Genomic DNA, 18,432 nt, shown 5'->3' on the forward strand with positions numbered 1-18,432 from the left:
GATTTTTGATGATTAATTTCTTATTAATGAGATGTTTCCGTAATTAGAGTTTATGTTAACCTTATTTTGTCCTTTTTTCTTGTAGAAACCACTTATTCTTTTGCTATTGCTTTTAACTTCAGAAACAGAAATATCTAAAGTGTTATCATGTTTGATATTTGAATATCTAGCTGAAATATCAAAATCAAAGGCATAATTTACTGCATAACCTAGTGAAATATCAGTGTATCCAGAAGAAATAGAAACATTGCCAGCTTTATCATTCATAGTTCCAATATTGATTTTACTGTAATTGGTGTCAAATGTAAAATTGCTTGAAACTTCTCCAACAATCACCGTTAAATAATTTCCATCACCATTTAAAGAATTGATTTTTTGAAACTTGAAAGTTCCATAATTACAACTGGATTTGATGTTTTGTCCTTCACCTAAATTTACATCAGTATAATTGGCATCAAGGTTTAGGTTTCCAGAATCAGCTATTTTCAAACCAGAATATCTAGCGTTAATATTTCCATTTTTAATGTAATCGATGCTTGAACTTTGACAATAGGCAATTTCGATTTGGTTATTCGTACCGTTTAATCTTCCTAAATTTACTTTTCCATATTTACAGTTTATATCTGTAGATGACGCTGCATTTGGAACCGAGATATTACCATATTTATTAATTAGTTTTATAGAACCGTTTTTTGGTATTTTGATGACATAATTAATCTCGAAACTATTATTGCTTCCTTTACTTTTAAGAGTTGAGCTTCCTAAATTAGTTACGGCCGAAACCATGCCTTTTAAAGCTGTTATATCAACATCAATACTATTAAGGCGTTCATTTACCCAATTTTCGTTTGGACCATTAACTTTAATCGTAATGTCAAGATCAATTTTGTCTTCATCCCAAGTAGTTACTATAATATTTCCGTATTTATTGTTTACATCAATTCCTGCGTTAGAATTTACGATGTAAGTTTTCTTAATTGTTTTTTGTTTGGTTATAAAAGCGTCATCATTTGAAAATCCTAAAAAAGGAATCAAAAGAAATAAGATTAGTAAGTTATAATGTTTTTTCATCAGTTGTTTTTTTAAATTTTTCGTTTTCTTCAATTCTTTGTAAAACGGTTTGTAAAAAAGAAATTCTTGTCTGCAGATTGCTTATCATGGCATAAATAATCTGTTTGTTCTCTCCATTTTTTTGCAGTTCGTTAATGATTTTCTGATAATCAGCATCAAATGTTTTCATTTGCTTTAATGCATCATTTATAATCTGCTCATTTTCTGGAGAACTTTTTTCTTTAAGTTTAACCAGTTCATTATCAATTAGAATATTGAAAATAGAATCAGTACGTTTAGTTTCTTTAGAGGCAAATTTGAATTCTTTTGGTTTTTCATTTTTATAGAAAACTGATATTCCGAGCATTAATACAATAGATGCGGCAATAGCAGTTACATACCAATATTTTTTCTTTGGTTCTTTTTTGTTTAATTTTTGCAGAAAATCCATTTGATGATCAGTATCTAATTCCTGAATATCCCATTGATTTTCAAACTTGCTGAATAATTCGTCTAAATTGTCTTTTTCATTTTTCATAATCCTGTTCATTTTATAATTCCTCTAATTTCTTGCGTAAACTATCTTTGGCTCTGCTTAGTGTAGTTCTGCAATTTGCATAACTAATATTCAAAATCTCGCAAATTTCTTCCTGATCGTAGCCTTCAATGTAAAAAAGTGTTAGCACCATTCTGTAATTATCTTTAAGTTGTAGAATAGTGTCCAAAACTTGTTTCACTTTTAGATTATTTAAGTCAATATTATCAGAGATAATACCATCATTTTCCTCAATTTTATAAAGCTGTCTACTTAAATCTTCTACTTGAAAAGAATTGTTTTTCTTATAAAAATCGATGCTATAATTGATGATTATTTTTTTTAACCATGCTCCAAAAGCCACTTCTTGCTTATAGTCATTGATTTTTGTAAAAGCCTTTAAGAAACCTTCTTGCATGACGTCTTGTGCAAAATGTTCGTCTTTTACAATTCGATAAGCCACATTGTACATTGCTTTACAATAACGGTTGTAAATTTCAAATTGCGCCTTTTGATTTTTGTTCTTGCAAAGCGCAATTAATTCTTCGATATTTTGGTCATTTATACTCAAGTAGTGGCTTTTGGTTTTTATAAAGGACTTTGCTTTTTTTAGTTTGTTACACTTTTTATAAAATTAATTTTATTTTTTTTTAAATGAAGAATGGAATCACGTAAAATCTAATATTAGAACTGACTTCTTTTGCATTTGGCATAATGATTGACTATTTTTATGGCCTATCTTGTAATTGAATAGCATTGAGAGTTTTCAAGTAAAACTCAATGTACAGACATCCTTTTTGCAGATAGCATCAATTTTTTAATGACAAAACGACTTATATATTATTATGTCAAACCATAAAATACTTACTATTGACAATCTGTCACTTCAAGAATTTGATTCAGAAGCAGAATTAATTCCATTATTAACCCCAGAAGACGAGGAGGAAATGAATAATGAGGAGCTTCCTGTCTCACTTCCTATTTTACCTTTAAGAAATACTGTTTTATTTCCAGGCGTTGTTATTCCAATTTCTGCTGGAAGAGATAAATCAATTAAGTTAATAAATGATGCAAATGCTGGTGGAAAAATCATTGGTGTAGTTTCTCAAATTAATGAAGAAGACGAAGATCCGTCAAAAGATGACATACACAAAATTGGAACGGTTGCACGTATTTTACGTGTTTTGAAAATGCCAGACGGAAACGTTACGGTTATTCTTCAAGGAAAAAAACGTTTTGAGATTGACGAAGTTGTTGCCGAAGAACCTTACATGACAGCAACTATCAAAGAAGTTGCAGAAGAGCGTCCAGATGAAAATGATTCTGAATTTACAGCTATTTTAGATTCTGTAAAAGAATTGGCTATCCAGATTATTAAAGAAAGTCCAAATATCCCTTCTGAAGCTACATTTGCTATTAAAAATATCGAAAGTCAATCATTTTTAATCAATTTTGTTTCTTCTAATATGAATTTATCAGTAAAAGAAAAACAAGGTCTTTTATCGATAAATGGTTTAAAAGAACGTGCTTTGGAAACATTGCGTTATATGAATGTAGAACTTCAAAAATTAGAATTGAAGAATGACATTCAGTCAAAAGTGCGTTTTGATTTAGATCAGCAGCAGCGAGAATATTTCCTTCACCAGCAAATGAAAACCATTCAAGAAGAATTGGGAGGCGTTTCGCAAGAAGAAGAAATGGACGAAATGGGCATTAAAGCCAAAACCAAAAAGTGGGACGAAAAAACGCAGAAACATTTCGAAAAGGAATTGTCTAAAATGCGTAGAATGAATCCGCAATCTCCTGATTTTGGAATCCAAAGAAACTATTTAGAGTTGTTTTTAGAATTGCCTTGGGGCGAATATTCTAAAGATAAATTTGATTTGAAACACGCACAGAAAGTTTTAGATAAAGATCACTTTGGACTAGAAGAAGTTAAGAAAAGAATGATTGAACATTTAGCAGTTTTAAAATTGCGAAATGATATGAAATCGCCAATTATATGTTTAACAGGGCCTCCGGGAGTTGGTAAAACTTCTATTGGTCGTTCTGTCGCAGAAGCTTTAGGACGCGAATATGTACGTATTTCACTTGGTGGTTTACGTGATGAAGCAGAAATCCGCGGACATAGAAAAACTTATATTGGGGCAATGCCAGGAAGAATTATTCAAAGTTTGAAAAAAGCGGGAACATCAAATCCAGTATTTATTTTAGACGAGATTGATAAATTGTCAAGCGGAAACAGCGGTGATCCATCTTCAGCTTTATTGGAGGTTTTAGATCCAGAGCAAAACAATGCTTTCTATGATAATTTCCTTGAAATGGGATATGATTTATCTAAAGTAATGTTTATTGCGACTTCAAACAATATGGCTGCTATTCAGCCTGCTTTGCGCGATAGAATGGAAGTTATCAAAATGTCTGGTTACACAATTGAAGAAAAAGTAGAAATTGCTAAAAGACACTTGTTTCCAAAGCAATTAGAAGCGCATGGTTTAACTTCAAAAGATTTGACTATTGGTAAAAAACAATTAGAAAAAATTGTTGAAGGTTATACAAGAGAATCAGGAGTTCGTAATTTAGAAACTAAAATTGCTCAGGTAATCAGAAATGCTGCAAAATCTGTTGCGATGGAAGAGGAATACAATAAAAAAGTTACTGACGAAGACATTGTTGCGATTTTAGGAGTTCCGAGATTAGAGCGAGATAAATATGAAAACAATGATGTTGCCGGAGTAGTTACAGGTTTAGCTTGGACTAGCGTTGGTGGTGATATTTTGTTTATCGAATCTTTAATTTCTGAAGGAAAAGGAGCCTTAACTATTACAGGTAATCTAGGAACCGTAATGAAAGAATCGGCTACAATTGCTTTAGAATACATTAAAGCAAATGCTAAGAAATTAGGTTTAAAAACGGAGATTTTTCAAAAATATAATATTCATTTACACGTTCCAGAAGGTGCAACTCCAAAAGATGGGCCAAGTGCTGGTATTGCAATGTTAACATCTTTGGTTTCGCTTTTAACTCAAAAGAAAGTGAAGAAAAGTATAGCTATGACTGGAGAGATTACGCTTCGTGGAAAAGTATTGCCAGTTGGAGGAATTAAAGAAAAAATCTTAGCTGCAAAAAGAGCGAATATTAAAGAAATCATCTTATGTCATGAAAACAAAAGCGATATTGATGAAATAAAAGCAGAATATCTAGAAGGTTTAACTTTTCACTATGTGAAAGAAATGAGTGAAGTTCTCGCTTTAGCCTTAACAGATCAAAATGTAAAGAACGCTAAAGAACTTAAATAAGTTCTGTGATTTATAAAATATTTGAAATCCAAATTCCAAATAAAATTGGAATTTGGATTTTTTTTGTTGTTTAGTAAAGATTTTTTATTTAATAATTTCTTTGTTCATTTGATTTCATTTACTTATAAAATTTAATTTTTAAGTTATATAATTTTATATTTGTAGTTGCGTTATTCCCATATAGGAACGCCAAAACCAAAATGCCAAAACAAGTTGTATTATTTTTTATGGTTTTAATTTGTTCGGTTTCTTTCGGACAAGTTGGAGGGCGCTACACCTATCAGTTTTTAAACTTGACTACTTCACCCAGACAAGCGGCGTTAGGAGGAGATATTGTTACGATATATGATGAAGATGTTAATCAAGCCATGTCTAATCCGGCACTTATTAATCCAGATATGGATAATCATCTGGCATTAAATTATGGCAGTTATTACGGAGAAGCTTCGTACGGAACGGCTTCATACGCTTATACATACGATAGACACATTCAAACCTTTTATGCTGGTATCAGTTACGTAAATTACGGTTCGTTTGAAGGTTATGATGAAAATGGGCAATCAACTTCTAATTTTACAGGAAGCGAAGGTGCATTAACCTTAGGATATGCGTACAACGTTCCTTATACAAATTTATATGTCGGTGCAAATGCTAAATTAATAACTTCTTCTTTAGAAAATTACAATTCAATAGGAGGTGCTGTAGATTTAGGTCTTCTGTATTTAGTTGAAGAAAATAAGTTGAATTTTGGTCTTGTATTTCGAAATATTGGAACACAGTTTACAACCTATTCAGGTATTAAAGAGAATTTGCCATTTGAGATTGTGGCAGGTATTTCGCAAGAATTAGAGCACGTTCCGATTCGTTGGCATCTTTCGCTAGAAAATCTTCAACAGTGGAATATTTCTTTTTCAAATCCAAATCGTGGTGAAACCAATATCGATGGATCGACAAATCCTGAAAAAGTTTCATTTTTCAATAATGCTTTGCGACACGTAGCTTTTGGTGTAGAGATTTTTCCTCAGAGAGCTTTTAATTTTCGAGTAGGCTATAATTTTAGAAGAGGAGAAGAATTGAGAGTTGAAGAACAACGTAATTTTTCAGGAGTTTCTTTAGGTTTTGGTTTGAAAATAAATAAATTAAAATTCAATTATTCTTATTCTAGATATACGTTGGCGGCAAATACAAGTCTTTTTGGTTTAATTTTAAACTTTCAATAGAAGCAGAAAAGGTCTTTTTTCGATTCGAATTTGTTAGCTATTTCTCAATTCAATAATAATGAAGAAAATACTTCTAATAGGTCTTTTACTTGCGGCAGTTTTTACTGTTTATTTTTTTGTATCTGATAAAAAGAATATTATTTCTTCTTCAGAATCTGAGATAGACAAACGAATGGAATATCAAGTAGCTCAAATCAAAGAATTTCTGAGAAACAATTCAAAATATAATAAAAAAGTGGCTTTTCTTATCGATATGAAAGTGCCTTCAGGAAAAAATAGATTTTTTGTTTACGATTTAAAAGAAAATAAAATTATTGACAAAGGTCTAGTTGCTCATGGTTCTGGTTCTGAAACGGGGATAAAAGGAAAACTGAAATTTAGTAATGTTCCAAATTCATTAAGTACTTCATTAGGTAAATATTATATTGGAAATCATTATAACGGAAAGTTTGGAAAAGCTTATAAGTTGTATGGTTTAGATGCTACAAACAGCAATGCTTTTAAAAGAGATATCGTTTTTCATTACTATTATGATGTTCCATATAAAGAGAAAGATGGTTACATTTGCAACAGTTATGGCTGTCCGATGGTAAATAAAAAATATTTCCAAAGAATGGCTGAAATAATTGATAGCTCTGAATCGGATATTTTGTTAAATATCTATTATTAGAATTCTACAGCTTTAAATAAAATTAAATTTAAAAGAATAAAATTGAGAAAAATTACCATTGCAATCGACGGATTTTCATCTACAGGAAAAAGCACTTTAGCTAAGCAATTAGCAAAAGAACTTGAATATGTTTATGTGGACACAGGAGCGATGTATCGTGCAGTAGCTTATTTTGCTATGAAGCACAATTTAATAAGTGCTGAATTTTTTAAAAAAGAAGCTCTGATTGAGGCATTATCTGATATTAAGCTTGAATTTAGATTTAATACAGATTTAGGTTTTGCTGAAATGTTTTTGAATGGTGAAAATGTTGAGAAAGAAATTAGAACGATTGAAGTTTCTAATTTTGTTAGCAAAGTTGCAGCTGTTTCAGAGGTTCGCGCTAAATTGGTAGAGCAACAGCAAGAAATGGGAACCAATAAAGCAATTGTAATGGACGGAAGAGATATTGGAACCGTAGTTTTTCCTAATGCAGAGCTAAAGATTTTTATGACGGCAAGTGCTGAAACCCGTGCACAAAGACGTTTTGATGAGTTACAACAAAAAGGTGATAATGTCACTTATGAAGAAGTTTTGAAAAATGTAGTTGATCGTGATTACATGGATACTCATCGTGCAGATTCGCCTTTAGTAATTGCAGATGATGCCATTGAGATAGACAATTCTTACTTAAATAAAGAGGAACAATTTGCTGCTGTTTTGGAATTGGTGAATGATGTTGTTAAATTGGATTAATTCTTTGTAGATATTATTTTTAATGCTAGTTTTACGACTTCATTTTTATTAAAAAGACAAAATCATTTTATGGGGATTAAAAACAGATTGATCTTAATGAGCTTTCTTCAATTTTTTGTTTGGGGGGCTTGGCTTATAACAATTGGAAATTATTGGTTTGGCACCAAGAATTGGGAAGGTACTCAATTCGGACTTGTTTTTGGAACCATGGGGATTGCTTCTCTTTTTATGCCTACACTTACTGGTATAATCGCTGACAGGTGGGTGAATGCTGAAAAACTTTATGGAATTCTTCATATCTTATATGCGGCAGTTTTGTTCGGAATTGCGCAAGTTACCACTCCTGATACTTTCATTATTGTAATGCTTTTGGCAATGTGCTGTTACATGCCTACAATTGCCTTAAGTAATTCTATATCATACACTTCATTAAAATTGAACAATAAAAATATAGTAAAAGATTTTCCGCCAATTCGTGTTTGGGGAACAATTGGTTTTATTGTAGCGATGTGGATTACAAATTTAAGTGGAAGTAAAGCAACAGAATATCAATTTTATATTGCAGGAATTGGAGCCTTAATTTTAGGTATTTATGCTTTTACATTGCCAAAATGTGAACCGCAGCGGTTAATAAAAGAGAATGCAACTTGGATTGAAACTTTTGGTTTAGAGTCTTTTAAATTGTTTGCAAATTATAAAATGGCTTTGTTTTTTGTTTTCTCTATGTTTTTAGGAGGAGCGCTTCAATTGACAAACGCTTATGGCGATGTGTTTTTAGATGAATTTAAACACTTTCCAAAATATGCAGATTCGTTTGTAATTAAATATTCTACTATTATAATGTCGATTTCTCAAGTTTCGGAGACATTATTTATTCTTGCGATTCCATTTTTCTTAAGACGTTTTGGTATTAAACAAGTTATGCTAATTAGTATGTTGGCTTGGGTTTTACGTTTCGGATTATTTGCATTCGGAGATCCTGTTGGTGGTTTATGGATGATTATCCTTTCTTGTATCGTGTACGGAATGGCATTTGATTTCTTTAATATTTCAGGATCATTATTCGTAGAAAGTAATACAGATTCTAAAATTCGTTCATCGGCGCAAGGTTTGTTTATGATGATGACGAATGGAGTAGGAGCGGTTTTAGGAAGTTTAACTTCTGGTTGGGCAATTGATCGTTTCTTTACAAAATCGTTTGCTAATACAACAGAATTAGCTGGATTTTTACAAACAGATGCTACTAATGAAAAAATGGTAGAATTTGTAAAAGGACAGGGGAATTCGATTTCTGTGGATGGAATTTTTGCAAATCCAGTTTTAATGAAAGATTGGCATACAATATGGTTATCGTTTGCAGCTTATGCTTTGGTTATTGCGATTGCTTTTGCTGTTTTATTTAAACACAAACATGATCCGAAGGAAATTGAGAATTTGAGTCATTAAATAATTCTTTTAAAATATTTGAATCCTATTTTCAGTTTGGAAATAGGATTTTTTTTATCTGTGAATTTTTGAATATTTTAGTATTTTAATTTAAATATGATAAACGAAAAAAGTAATCTGCCTCCATTCGAATCAGTTGAATCAAAGTCTTCAAAAATCTATAATTATGGTTATGGAATTTTGATTGGATTTACATTCATTTTTATAGTTCTTATTTTATTTGCACTTCCTTTTTTAGTTGGTTTTGACAAGAATGTTTTGATCATTAGTTTTCTTTTGTTTCTCACAATTGTATTAATTGTATTATATCTTAAAAAAACAATGAAGCATACTACTACGATAATTGATAATTTAGGCATTCATTATATAAATAGGTTTAATAATAAAGTAATACAAGTTATACTTTGGGATAATTTTCAAAAAGTTGAAGATTTTAAAGGAGAAATAGTCGGAGTAAGTTCTTCTTCTGACGCAGATCTTTTAAAATGTGATGTTTTCTCTAAAATGATTGGAAGGGGAAAGTATAGTCATCAAGCATTTTTCTGGTTTATTCTAGACAATAATAAAGTGGAAGCTCATAAAGAGACATTTTCAGGAAATCATATTTTCAGTATGATTTATTCTAATAAGTTAGAATTAGTTAGAGGATTATTATTGGGTTTGGCGCATTTTAGACCTGATTTAAAAATTCATTCTAAAGCTTTTAGTTTGTATTATATTAATCCTGATAATTTTGAGGTGGATTATGAAAAACGAAGAGAAGATTTAAACTCTGCTACTTTCATAATGATACTTGTTGTTATTGTTGTCGTTTTTGTGATGCTATTTGTTTTCTTCTAGAAGATTTTTTTCGCTTCAGGATTTCTTATGAAAACTAAACTTCTAAACTAGCCCCGATAGAAGTGGAAATCCTTTTATGCCGGGGTTCGGCATAAAAGATTGCAACGAATAGCGGGACTAAACGTCTTGAAAAACCTAAAATCTCCTGCTTCTTAATAATCAACTGATAATCAATCTTAAAATATTTTGTAAATCCAAATATTTGTAGTAATTTTGCAGACCTTTTGGCAGAGAAGAGTTTCCTTTAGGTATCAACCATTTATGTAAAACAACTTCTGTATTTTCTATCGCATAGAGAAACTCGAGAAAAACAGAATACAAATTTTTTTATCAGCATGTCTGAACAAACAAAATCACAAGAAGAGTTTTTAGCAAATTTTAACTGGCACAATTTCCAAGAAGGAATCGATGCAGTAGATGAGAAAAACTTGCAAGAGTTTGAGGAACTAGTATCAAAAACTTTCATCGCTACAGATCAAGAAGAAGTAGTTGAAGGAGTTGTTGTTAGAATTACAGATAGAGACGTTATCGTTGATATCAATGCTAAATCTGAAGGTGTTATTTCTTTAAACGAATTTCGTTACAACCCAAATTTAAAAGTAGGTGACAAAGTAGAAGTATTAATCGACATCCGTGAGGATAAAACAGGTCAATTAGTATTATCTCACAGAAAAGCACGTACTATCAAATCTTGGGATAGAGTTATTGCAGCAAATGAAACTGGAGAAATCGTTAACGGTTTTGTTAAATGCAGAACTAAAGGAGGTATGATTGTTGACGTATTCGGAATCGAAGCGTTCTTACCTGGATCTCAAATTGACGTTAAGCCAATTAGAGACTACGATGTATATGTAAACAAAATGATGGAATTCAAAGTGGTAAAAATCAACCACGAATTCAAAAACGTAGTTGTATCTCATAAAGCTCTTATCGAGGCTGATATTGAAGTACAGAAAAAAGAGATCATCGGTCAATTACAAAAAGGACAAGTATTAGAAGGTGTTGTTAAAAACATTACTTCTTATGGTGTGTTCATTGACTTAGGTGGTGTTGACGGATTAATTCACATTACTGACCTTTCTTGGAGCAGAATCAACCACCCAAGTGAAGTTCTTGAATTAGACCAAAAATTAAACGTTGTAATCCTTGATTTCGATGATGAGAAAACAAGAATTCAATTAGGATTGAAACAATTAAACGCTCACCCATGGGATGCTTTAGATGCTAACTTAACTGTTGGTGATAAAGTTAAAGGTAAAGTAGTTGTAATCGCTGATTACGGTGCATTTATCGAAGTTGCTGAAGGTGTTGAAGGTTTAATCCACGTTTCTGAAATGTCATGGTCAACTCACTTACGTTCTGCTCAGGACTTCGTGAAAGTTGGAGATGTTGTTGAAGCAGTTATCTTAACTCTTGACAGAGATGATCGTAAGATGTCATTAGGTATCAAACAATTAACTCAAGATCCATGGACTGACATTACTTCTAAATACCCAGTAGGTTCTAAACATACAGGTATCGTTAGAAACTTTACAAACTTTGGTATTTTCGTAGAATTAGAAGAAGGAATTGATGGATTAATTTACATCTCTGACTTATCTTGGACTAAGAAAATTAAACACCCATCTGAGTTTGTAAACGTTGGTGAAAAACTTGATGTTGTAGTATTAGAATTAGATGTTGAAGGACGTAAATTATCTTTAGGTCACAAACAAACTACTGCTAATCCTTGGGATCAATACGAAGATTCTTTCGCTGTAGGAACTATCCACAACGGTGAGATTTCTGAAATCGTTGACAAAGGAGCTACTGTAGAATTTGGAGATGATATCGTTGCTTTCATTCCTACTCGTCACCTTGAAAAAGAAGACGGAAAGAAATTGAAAAAAGGTGATACAGCTGATTTCAAAGTAATCGAGTTCAACAAAGAATTCAAAAGAGTAGTTGCTTCTCACACTGCTATCTTCAGAGAAGAAGAAGAGAAGAACGTAAAAGCTGCTGCTGAAACTACAACTGCTGCATCTACTAACGCACCAGCTGCGACTTTAGGTGACAACAATGATGTATTAGCTGCTCTTAAAGCTAAAATGGAAAAAACTGAGAAAAAATAATTCTTAGCTTTTTTATAAATAGAAAGTCCCACAGAAATGTGGGACTTTTTTATGTTTTTTTGTTTCAGGTTTTTCTTTGTTTCACGTTTGTGAGCTAAATGAATTCTGAAAATTGTTTATTTCGCTGCTAATAATTTTGATTCTTCTGCAGTAAATTCAGGAACAATTGAATAAGTATCTATTTTTGCAATTTTCATTTCGTCTAAAATATCAACCAAATTTTTAAAGTTGCTATTTTTGCTAGGTTTTATGATTACTATAGCGCCATTTTTGGGCTTACCTATAGCTGTCGAATATTCTATTACTCTATTGTTATTTTCAAATAATTCTTTTCGGATTCTATTTTTTCCAAATCCAGTTTTTTTTGGTAAATGTACAGGATATTCCAATAAACCTGAGTATGTAATTATCCTATCATCTTTATCTAGTAAAATTGTGTAAAGTCTGTTTTCGTCAATACAGCCAGGGTTGCAATCGTTACAATATTTATCAGGTAAGTCTAAATCCATCACTTTTGATTTCGATAATTCTCCTACAACCATAAAAAATATAATAAGCAAAAATGAAATGCTTACCATTGCGGTTAAATCAACTCTTGTGTGTAGTTTTTTACTTCTGACTTTTTGAGGCAAGTTTTTCATAACAAAATAAGTTGTTAGTTAGAAGCCAATAATTTTGATTCTTCTGGAGTAAAATCATTTACAATAGCATAAGTATCGATTTTAGCAATTGCCATTTCGTCTAAAATGTCAACCAAATTTTTGAAATTACAATCTTTGCTAGGTTTGATAATTACTGCAATTCCTCTTCCTTGTTTTCCTAATCGAGCAGAATAATCAAGCGTGATTTTATTTTCTTTGAAAAGTTCTTTTCTAATTCCGTCTTTACCATATGTTATGTCTTTAGGTGGAACTGTCGGAACAGCTAACAATCCTTTGTAACAGACTAATTTATTGTCTCCACCAAGTAATATTGTATAAGAAAGATTCTCACCGCCACAACTGATTACCCTTTCTCCACATGAATAACTATGATAATCAGGCAAACTTAAATCCATAACTTTTGACTTAGATAATTCTCCCACAACCATAAAAAATACAATCAGCAAAAAAGAAACGCTGACCATTGCAGTTAAATCAACTCTAGAACTTAGCTTTTTGCTTCTTACTTTTTGAGGTAGGTTTTTCATAATAATGAGTTTTGATTTTAAAGTTAACAATAAAATTAAAACGTTTTTAAGGTATTTTTAAAATTTTTAGAAAAAATATTGCAATACATTAAACCTTGAATTTGTTGAGGATTTCAAAAATTTGAAGAGATTTCGTGGAGTAATTTGGTTTTTTCAAAAACCAAAATAGTCATATGAGCGTAAATGACTTTATAACTTTAAAAATATAATTATGAAAACTAATAAATTTTTTGCCACAGTAATTTTAGTCTTGACTTTCGGATTTACATCTTTTGCTCAAAAAACAGTAATGGTTGGTGGAGCAGCAATGTATCCGAATAAAAATATTATAGAAAATGCCGTTAATTCTAAAGATCATACCACTTTAGTAGCGGCGGTAAAAGCAGCAGATTTAGTAGAAACGTTAAAAGGAAAAGGGCCTTTCACTGTTTTTGCTCCAACAAATGAAGCTTTTAATAAATTGCCAAAGGGAACTGTTGAAACTTTATTAAAACCTGAAAACAAAAAGAAACTTCAGGGGATTTTGACTTATCATGTAGTTTCTGGAAAGTGGAGTTCTGCAGATATTGCGGCTGCGATAAAGGAAGGTAAAGGCAAAGCAAGTATCAAAACTGTTGCAGGCGGAACTTTAACGGCTTGGATGAAAGGGAAAGATTTATATATAAGCGATGAAAACGGCAATAAAGCAAAAGTAACAATTGCTGATGTGAATCAGTCAAATGGAGTTATTCATGTTGTGGATGCTGTATTGTTGCCTAAGAAATAATTATCTCCAAAACAAGACCTACAACTCAAGAAGTCCTGCAGAATATTGCAGGACTTTTTATTTTTTAGCCGTTAAAGTACTTCCAGCTGAAGCTATTACAACACATACAACTGCTAAAATTTCATAAATGCTTAAATTTTCTTGTAGAAATATAAACGCGCAAATTGAAGCTGCCGCTGGTTCTAAACTCATTAAAATACTAAAAGTTCGTGGCGGAAGCTGTCCCAATGCTTTCATTTCTAAAGTAAATGGAATTGCACTAGAAAGAAGGGCTAGAGCGACACCCATTCCGAAAAGTTTTGGAGTTAAGTTCGCCAATCCATTTTCTATAAAACCAAAAGGCAAAACTAAAATAGCTGCAAACAACATTCCGATTGTAACTGCCTGTCCATCATTCATTATTTTAGATATTTTTCCGCCCAAAACTATATACGCACTCCAAAAAGCTCCTGCTAAAAGTGCGCAAATAATACCTATTGGATCTAGACGATCGTTTGTCCAAGGTGCAATCAATAAAATTCCGATTGCAGCTAGTAAAACCCAACAATAATCTATTAAACGTTTTGAACCGGCAATAGCTAATAATAATGGTCCAACAAATTCCAAAGTAACGGCTAAACCAATTGGAATTCTTTCTATAGCAAAATAAAAAATTAAATTCATTGCGCCTAAAGATAAACCGTAAGGAATTACAATTTTCCATTGCTGATTTGTAACGGCTTTAAAATTTGGCCTATAAGCTAAAAGTAAAATCAATGCTGAAACACCAATTCGTATTGATGCCGTTCCTGCTGCTCCAATTGTCGGAAATAATGTTTTGGCAATTGCAGCACCACATTGTACGCTAATAATTGCTAATAAAACTGCTGGAACAGGAGGGAGATTAAATTCTTTGTTTTTCATAAATTAGGCTGTCAAAAAAAATGATTCTTTGACAAATAAAATCATTTAGTTTCCTAATGCTCTTTTGGTTACATATGCTCTATAACCTATAATAGCCATTTGCCATTTTTTAGCTTTCGAAATATCTAAACCTTGTTTGGTGAAACTTGGGAGTAAAATTTTATTTAGTTTAGCAAGCAATTTATACATAGTAGATTTGTTTTTTCAAAGATATAAAAAAAGACTTTGTGTTTGATGCAAAGTCTTTTGAGGTATAAAATGAGTGAAAATTATATTTTAAGAATCAGGTTTTCATCTCCGTCAGTTTGTCTATTTATGGCGTTTTTTGGCGCTTCTATCCAGCCTGTTTTATTAATGACAAATTTAAAAAGATGCGTTTTATTCTTTTCAAACTGTGATTTTGGAATTGTCAATTCGAAAGTATTCTTGTTTTTTCTAATCATTTGAAAATTCTCGTCATTCGGATTCCAATTATCGAATGAGCCTGCAATAGAAACACTTTTTACTAGATCTGGATTTAATGTTTTGTCGTGTTCATAAGTGAAAATAACATCGTTATTGATTATTTTATAGCCATAAATTCCAGATTGTTTTTTGTTTTCACTTAGCAAATCATTTGAAAGCTTTACAATTGCTTCTCCCAAAGCATTTGCAGTATTTTCGTCACTGATATTTACAATTATGGAAAGTCCCAATTGGCGCTCAGGATAAATTATCAGCATGTTTTGCGTTCCAAATGCTCCGCCGTGTTTCCAGCAATTTTTTCCGTTTTCATCAACTTGAATATAATCCCAAAAATATCCGTTCCAAGTGGTAGGGCTATTTAGAAGATTTCGTTGTGACTCTTGTACAATTTTATTTTTTGTATCTAATTCATAAACAATAAATTTAGTCAAGTCACCTAAAGTAGATTTTAAGCGCCCCGCTGCACCCCAAAGATTATCTGAAATAGTAGGCATTAAAGTTCCTTTTAAATTATAACCATTTGCAACTACAACATTCGAGCTTAAATTTATTCCTGTAGATGTCATGTTGAGTTTAGAAAGAATATTTTCTTTTAATAGCGTTTCGTAGCTTTTTTTATAAACGTTTTCTAAAATGTGGGCGGTAAGATTAAGACTTCCATTGCTATATTTAAATTTAGTTCCTGGCAAGGTGTCTAATTTTATCATTTTAAGATCTTCGAAGAATTTATCGCGATTGTATGATTCATCTAGTTTTTTGAATGCTAGATAACTGCTATCGTTACGATTTTTTCTTAATTCGTCGGTATCAGGAAGATCATGGTTAAAACCAGTTCTAAAGGAAACTAAATCTTTAATCGTAATTGGAGTACCATTATATTGCAAATTTGGATAATCACCAATAAGATATTTTCTTATGTCTTCGTTAGGGTTTAATTTTCCCTCTAAAACTGCTTGAGCAGTAAGCAAACCAGTAAATAATTTGGTTATAGATGCTACTTCAAAAACCGTATTGTTATTGGCAATGTTCTCTTTTCCTTTATCAATTTCTCCGTAATGTCTAGTGTAGGTCTTTCCATTTTTGACAACACCAATAGAAATTGAATTTGCTTTCGATTTCTCCATTAAAATCGAAGCGGTTTTATCCATAGATATGTAAATGTTCTTTTCGGCCTTGTTTTGCTGTGCCAAAATTGAAAAAGTTAAACAGAGAAATAGTATTGAAAAATTTCTTTTCATCTTGAGCAATTTTAAAATTAACTAAAGTTTGAAACTGAAAAAACCAGCGTTTTAACACTGGTTTTTAAAATTATGAATAAAGTATAATTAAGCTTTTTTGTTTTGCTTTTCCATTTCTTTCATATCCTTTTCATGCTGTTTCATATCTTTTTCATGTTGCTTCATATCTTTAGCATGTTGTTTCATGTTTTTTTCATGTTGCTTCATGTCAAGTTCATATTGTTTCATGTCTTGCTCATATTGCTTCATGTTGTTTTCATATTCGCCAGAATCATCACCAAAGTTAAATTTGTAGTTATAATTATAGTTGAATTTTTCCATTTTTTCATTGAACTTTTCCATAGCAAGCTCATACTTTTCCATTTCTTTTTCGAAAATTGCTTCACGTTTAGACATAATTTCGCTAACAGCATCTCCATAAGCAGACATGGCATCAATGTTTGGTTGGAATTTTTCCATCTTCTTTTCGAATTCTTCCATTTCTTTCTCAAACTTCTTCATAGCCACTTTATCCATAGGATTTTTTGGAGCTACTGGAGGTTTTGGCATTTTAGACATATCAACTGCTGGAGCAACTGGTAACGGTCCAGAAGGGAAAGTCGGTGGAGTTGGAGGAGTAGGAGGAGTAACATCAGAACCGCCATCGTTGCGCACAATTACTCTTTCATTTCTAATTACCATTGGTGATTTAAAATTTTTGTCCGTACTAATTACAATTGCTTTTGTTCCATTTTCATCTTTTCCGATGGCAAGTTCACAATCTTTAATAGCTTCGCTACCGTCAATTTTGATTGTTTGTTTTTTTCCAGAATCAGATTTTACTTTGATTTGAATTCCTGTTAATTCTTCTTTTGTATTTCTCTTTACATCTGAAATTTCTACATCAAGATTGTGATTAGCTTTTAGTTTTCCAGGAAGCTCATTAAGTTCTTTGTCGCTTGTGTTTTTAGTGATTTTGATAGTTTCTTCAGTATCTTTGATCGTATCTTTTAAAACAGTTGCAACTTCATTTTGTTTCTTTTCCTGGGCAATAGTTTTAATTTGAAATAAAAGAACAAATGCGCCCAGTGCTGGAATTACAGCATAATATTTCCAATAATTCCTTTTGTTTGATTGATTCTTGTTTAACATGACAATTCGTTTTTTGATTAATGATTGATAAAAATGATTGGTGATGGCAACGCACGTTTCATGCGTTGTAATTTTTAAAAGCGTGTACTGATACGCTTTTTTGTCGCTAATTTTTTTGGAAGCTTCGTAATCTGCTATAAATTCAAGATTTTGCAAAATAGCCTTTTTGTAAAGCCATACTATTGGATTAAACCAAAATAGAATACAAAAGATTCTTGAAATTAGAACATCTAAAGTATGATTCTGATCGCTGTGCACTTTTTCATGTTCTAAAATATTTTCTAATTCAGCTGCCGTGTAAAGTGATGAGTTATACACGATGTAATCGAAATAAGAAAAAGGAGCAATGTTTTCGCTTACATCTATAAATTTAAAATCTTCCTGCTGTTCAATTTTTTTTCCTTTTAAAACAGCATTCAAACTATAAAAATCGAGAGCAAATTTTATCATAAAAGCTAAGAAACCAATTCCGTAAACTGCCGATAGAACTAAATTCCAATCTATTTCAAAATTTTCTTCTTTGACCAAATTCACCTTTTGCGTGTGCATTGGTTTGTAAGTTGTAACATCTTGAATTTCTGCTGGAATTTTTCTTATTTCAGCCATTTCAACTGCAGTAAGTTCTGTTGGTGCAAGAGTTGGCGGTGCTTCAACCCAAATAACTTTAGTATAAACCACAAATGGCAAAACTACAGAAGTGATTAAACCCGCTAACAGAAACCATCTACTGCTATTGAAAAAAGTTTCTTTTCGAAGTAGCAAAATGTAAGCAAAATAAAACGTTGCTAAAAGGCCGCTTGATTTTAGAATAAAAATAAAAAGTGCTTCCATACA

17 protein-coding genes are annotated in these 18,432 nt (G+C 31.6%); 8 read left to right on the forward strand and 9 right to left on the reverse strand.

The window, feature by feature from the left end; all coding sequences use genetic code 11:
• Positions 1-12 precede the first annotated feature (12 nt).
• From HNP35_RS19145 to HNP35_RS19155, 3 genes are read right to left on the reverse strand one after another with little or no spacing between them, the layout of a single operon-like run.
• On the reverse strand, positions 13-1,071 hold the full coding sequence (locus HNP35_RS19145; protein WP_184166562.1) for a hypothetical protein: 1,059 nt from the start codon (positions 1,069-1,071) through the stop codon (positions 13-15).
• Positions 1,055-1,588, reverse strand: coding sequence for an anti-sigma factor (locus HNP35_RS19150; RefSeq protein WP_184166559.1), 534 nt, complete (start codon positions 1,586-1,588; stop codon positions 1,055-1,057). The genes HNP35_RS19145 and HNP35_RS19150 overlap by 17 nt, the downstream gene beginning before the upstream one ends.
• A 13-nt stretch (positions 1,589-1,601) precedes the next feature.
• Positions 1,602-2,156, reverse strand: coding sequence for an RNA polymerase sigma factor (locus HNP35_RS19155; RefSeq protein ID WP_184166556.1), 555 nt, complete (start codon positions 2,154-2,156; stop codon positions 1,602-1,604).
• Between the two features lie 274 nt (positions 2,157-2,430).
• Between HNP35_RS19155 and lon the strand changes: the two genes are divergently transcribed.
• From lon to rpsA, 7 genes are all read left to right on the forward strand, one after another.
• Complete coding sequence (gene lon / locus HNP35_RS19160; protein WP_184166553.1) at positions 2,431-4,884, forward strand: endopeptidase La; 2,454 nt, start codon at positions 2,431-2,433, stop codon at positions 4,882-4,884.
• Positions 4,885-5,084: 200 nt separating this feature from the next.
• Entirely contained in the window at positions 5,085-6,104 is a 1,020-nt protein-coding gene (porQ, locus tag HNP35_RS19165; protein ID WP_184166550.1) for a type IX secretion system protein PorQ, read from the forward strand.
• 58 nt (positions 6,105-6,162) lie between these two features.
• The gene (locus HNP35_RS19170; protein WP_184166547.1) at positions 6,163-6,774 is read left to right on the forward strand and encodes a murein L,D-transpeptidase catalytic domain-containing protein; all 612 of its coding nucleotides are present in this window, start codon (positions 6,163-6,165) and stop codon (positions 6,772-6,774) included.
• Between the two features lie 42 nt (positions 6,775-6,816).
• Positions 6,817-7,509: a (d)CMP kinase gene (gene cmk, locus HNP35_RS19175; RefSeq protein WP_184166544.1), complete on the forward strand. Its 693-nt coding sequence runs from the start codon at positions 6,817-6,819 to the stop codon at positions 7,507-7,509.
• A gap of 69 nt (positions 7,510-7,578) precedes the next feature.
• Positions 7,579-8,955 carry a nucleoside permease gene (locus HNP35_RS19180; protein ID WP_184166541.1) on the forward strand — a complete coding sequence of 459 codons (1,377 nt, stop codon included), beginning with the start codon at positions 7,579-7,581 and terminating at the stop codon, positions 8,953-8,955.
• Positions 8,956-9,051: 96 nt separating this feature from the next.
• A complete protein-coding gene (locus HNP35_RS19185; protein ID WP_184166538.1) occupies positions 9,052-9,795 on the forward strand; it encodes a hypothetical protein in 744 nt (247 codons plus the stop codon).
• A 335-nt stretch (positions 9,796-10,130) separates the two neighbouring features.
• Positions 10,131-11,906, forward strand: coding sequence for a 30S ribosomal protein S1 (gene rpsA / locus HNP35_RS19190; protein WP_184166535.1), 1,776 nt, complete (start codon positions 10,131-10,133; stop codon positions 11,904-11,906).
• Between the two features lie 116 nt (positions 11,907-12,022).
• Here rpsA and HNP35_RS19195 read toward each other — a convergent pair whose 3' ends face one another.
• Positions 12,023-12,547, reverse strand: a complete 525-nt coding sequence (locus HNP35_RS19195; protein ID WP_184166531.1) for an ExbD/TolR family protein — start codon at positions 12,545-12,547, stop codon at positions 12,023-12,025.
• Between the two features lie 14 nt (positions 12,548-12,561).
• Positions 12,562-13,095 (reverse strand): ExbD/TolR family protein, encoded by a 534-nt coding sequence (locus HNP35_RS19200; RefSeq protein WP_184166528.1) that lies wholly within the window; start codon positions 13,093-13,095, stop codon positions 12,562-12,564.
• A 211-nt stretch (positions 13,096-13,306) separates the two neighbouring features.
• Between HNP35_RS19200 and HNP35_RS19205 the strand changes: the two genes are divergently transcribed.
• Positions 13,307-13,861: a fasciclin domain-containing protein gene (locus HNP35_RS19205; protein WP_184166526.1), complete on the forward strand. Its 555-nt coding sequence runs from the start codon at positions 13,307-13,309 to the stop codon at positions 13,859-13,861.
• A gap of 57 nt (positions 13,862-13,918) precedes the next feature.
• On the opposite strand, the gene HNP35_RS19210 is transcribed toward HNP35_RS19205, so the two are convergent.
• The 4 genes from HNP35_RS19210 to HNP35_RS19225 all read right to left on the reverse strand — a co-directional run bounded on the left by HNP35_RS19210 (position 13,919) and on the right by HNP35_RS19225 (position 18,429).
• Positions 13,919-14,764, reverse strand: coding sequence for an EamA family transporter (locus tag HNP35_RS19210; RefSeq protein WP_184166523.1), 846 nt, complete (start codon positions 14,762-14,764; stop codon positions 13,919-13,921).
• A gap of 45 nt (positions 14,765-14,809) precedes the next feature.
• Positions 14,810-14,953, reverse strand: a complete 144-nt coding sequence (locus tag HNP35_RS19215) for an SsrA-binding protein (RefSeq protein ID WP_144212513.1) — start codon at positions 14,951-14,953, stop codon at positions 14,810-14,812.
• Positions 14,954-15,033: 80 nt separating this feature from the next.
• Positions 15,034-16,467 (reverse strand): serine hydrolase, encoded by a 1,434-nt coding sequence (locus HNP35_RS19220; RefSeq protein ID WP_184166520.1) that lies wholly within the window; start codon positions 16,465-16,467, stop codon positions 15,034-15,036.
• A gap of 87 nt (positions 16,468-16,554) precedes the next feature.
• Positions 16,555-18,429, reverse strand: coding sequence for a M56 family metallopeptidase (locus tag HNP35_RS19225; RefSeq protein WP_184166517.1), 1,875 nt, complete (start codon positions 18,427-18,429; stop codon positions 16,555-16,557).
• Positions 18,430-18,432 lie beyond the last annotated feature (3 nt).

Source organism: Flavobacterium notoginsengisoli, assembly GCF_014207905.1.
Lineage (GTDB): Bacteria > Bacteroidota > Bacteroidia > Flavobacteriales > Flavobacteriaceae > Flavobacterium > Flavobacterium notoginsengisoli_A.

What these genes read in the sequence shown, in the direction of transcription:
- HNP35_RS19200 (WP_184166528.1), bottom strand. Translation starts at nt 13,095, where the DNA reads ATGAAAAACCTACCTCAAAAAGTAAGAAGCAAAAAGCTAAGTTCTAGA.
- HNP35_RS19185 (WP_184166538.1), top strand. Translation starts at nt 9,052, where the DNA reads ATGATAAACGAAAAAAGTAATCTGCCTCCATTCGAATCAGTTGAATCA.
- HNP35_RS19195 (WP_184166531.1), bottom strand. Translation starts at nt 12,547, where the DNA reads ATGAAAAACTTGCCTCAAAAAGTCAGAAGTAAAAAACTACACACAAGA.
- HNP35_RS19205 (WP_184166526.1), top strand. Translation starts at nt 13,307, where the DNA reads ATGAAAACTAATAAATTTTTTGCCACAGTAATTTTAGTCTTGACTTTC.
- HNP35_RS19225 (WP_184166517.1), bottom strand. Translation starts at nt 18,429, where the DNA reads ATGGAAGCACTTTTTATTTTTATTCTAAAATCAAGCGGCCTTTTAGCA.
- HNP35_RS19170 (WP_184166547.1), top strand. Translation starts at nt 6,163, where the DNA reads ATGAAGAAAATACTTCTAATAGGTCTTTTACTTGCGGCAGTTTTTACT.
- lon (WP_184166553.1), top strand. Translation starts at nt 2,431, where the DNA reads ATGTCAAACCATAAAATACTTACTATTGACAATCTGTCACTTCAAGAA.
- HNP35_RS19210 (WP_184166523.1), bottom strand. Translation starts at nt 14,764, where the DNA reads ATGAAAAACAAAGAATTTAATCTCCCTCCTGTTCCAGCAGTTTTATTA.
- HNP35_RS19145 (WP_184166562.1), bottom strand. Translation starts at nt 1,071, where the DNA reads ATGAAAAAACATTATAACTTACTAATCTTATTTCTTTTGATTCCTTTT.
- HNP35_RS19180 (WP_184166541.1), top strand. Translation starts at nt 7,579, where the DNA reads ATGGGGATTAAAAACAGATTGATCTTAATGAGCTTTCTTCAATTTTTT.
- rpsA (WP_184166535.1), top strand. Translation starts at nt 10,131, where the DNA reads ATGTCTGAACAAACAAAATCACAAGAAGAGTTTTTAGCAAATTTTAAC.
- HNP35_RS19220 (WP_184166520.1), bottom strand. Translation starts at nt 16,467, where the DNA reads ATGAAAAGAAATTTTTCAATACTATTTCTCTGTTTAACTTTTTCAATT.
- porQ (WP_184166550.1), top strand. Translation starts at nt 5,085, where the DNA reads ATGCCAAAACAAGTTGTATTATTTTTTATGGTTTTAATTTGTTCGGTT.
- HNP35_RS19215 (WP_144212513.1), bottom strand. Translation starts at nt 14,953, where the DNA reads ATGTATAAATTGCTTGCTAAACTAAATAAAATTTTACTCCCAAGTTTC.
- HNP35_RS19150 (WP_184166559.1), bottom strand. Translation starts at nt 1,588, where the DNA reads ATGAAAAATGAAAAAGACAATTTAGACGAATTATTCAGCAAGTTTGAA.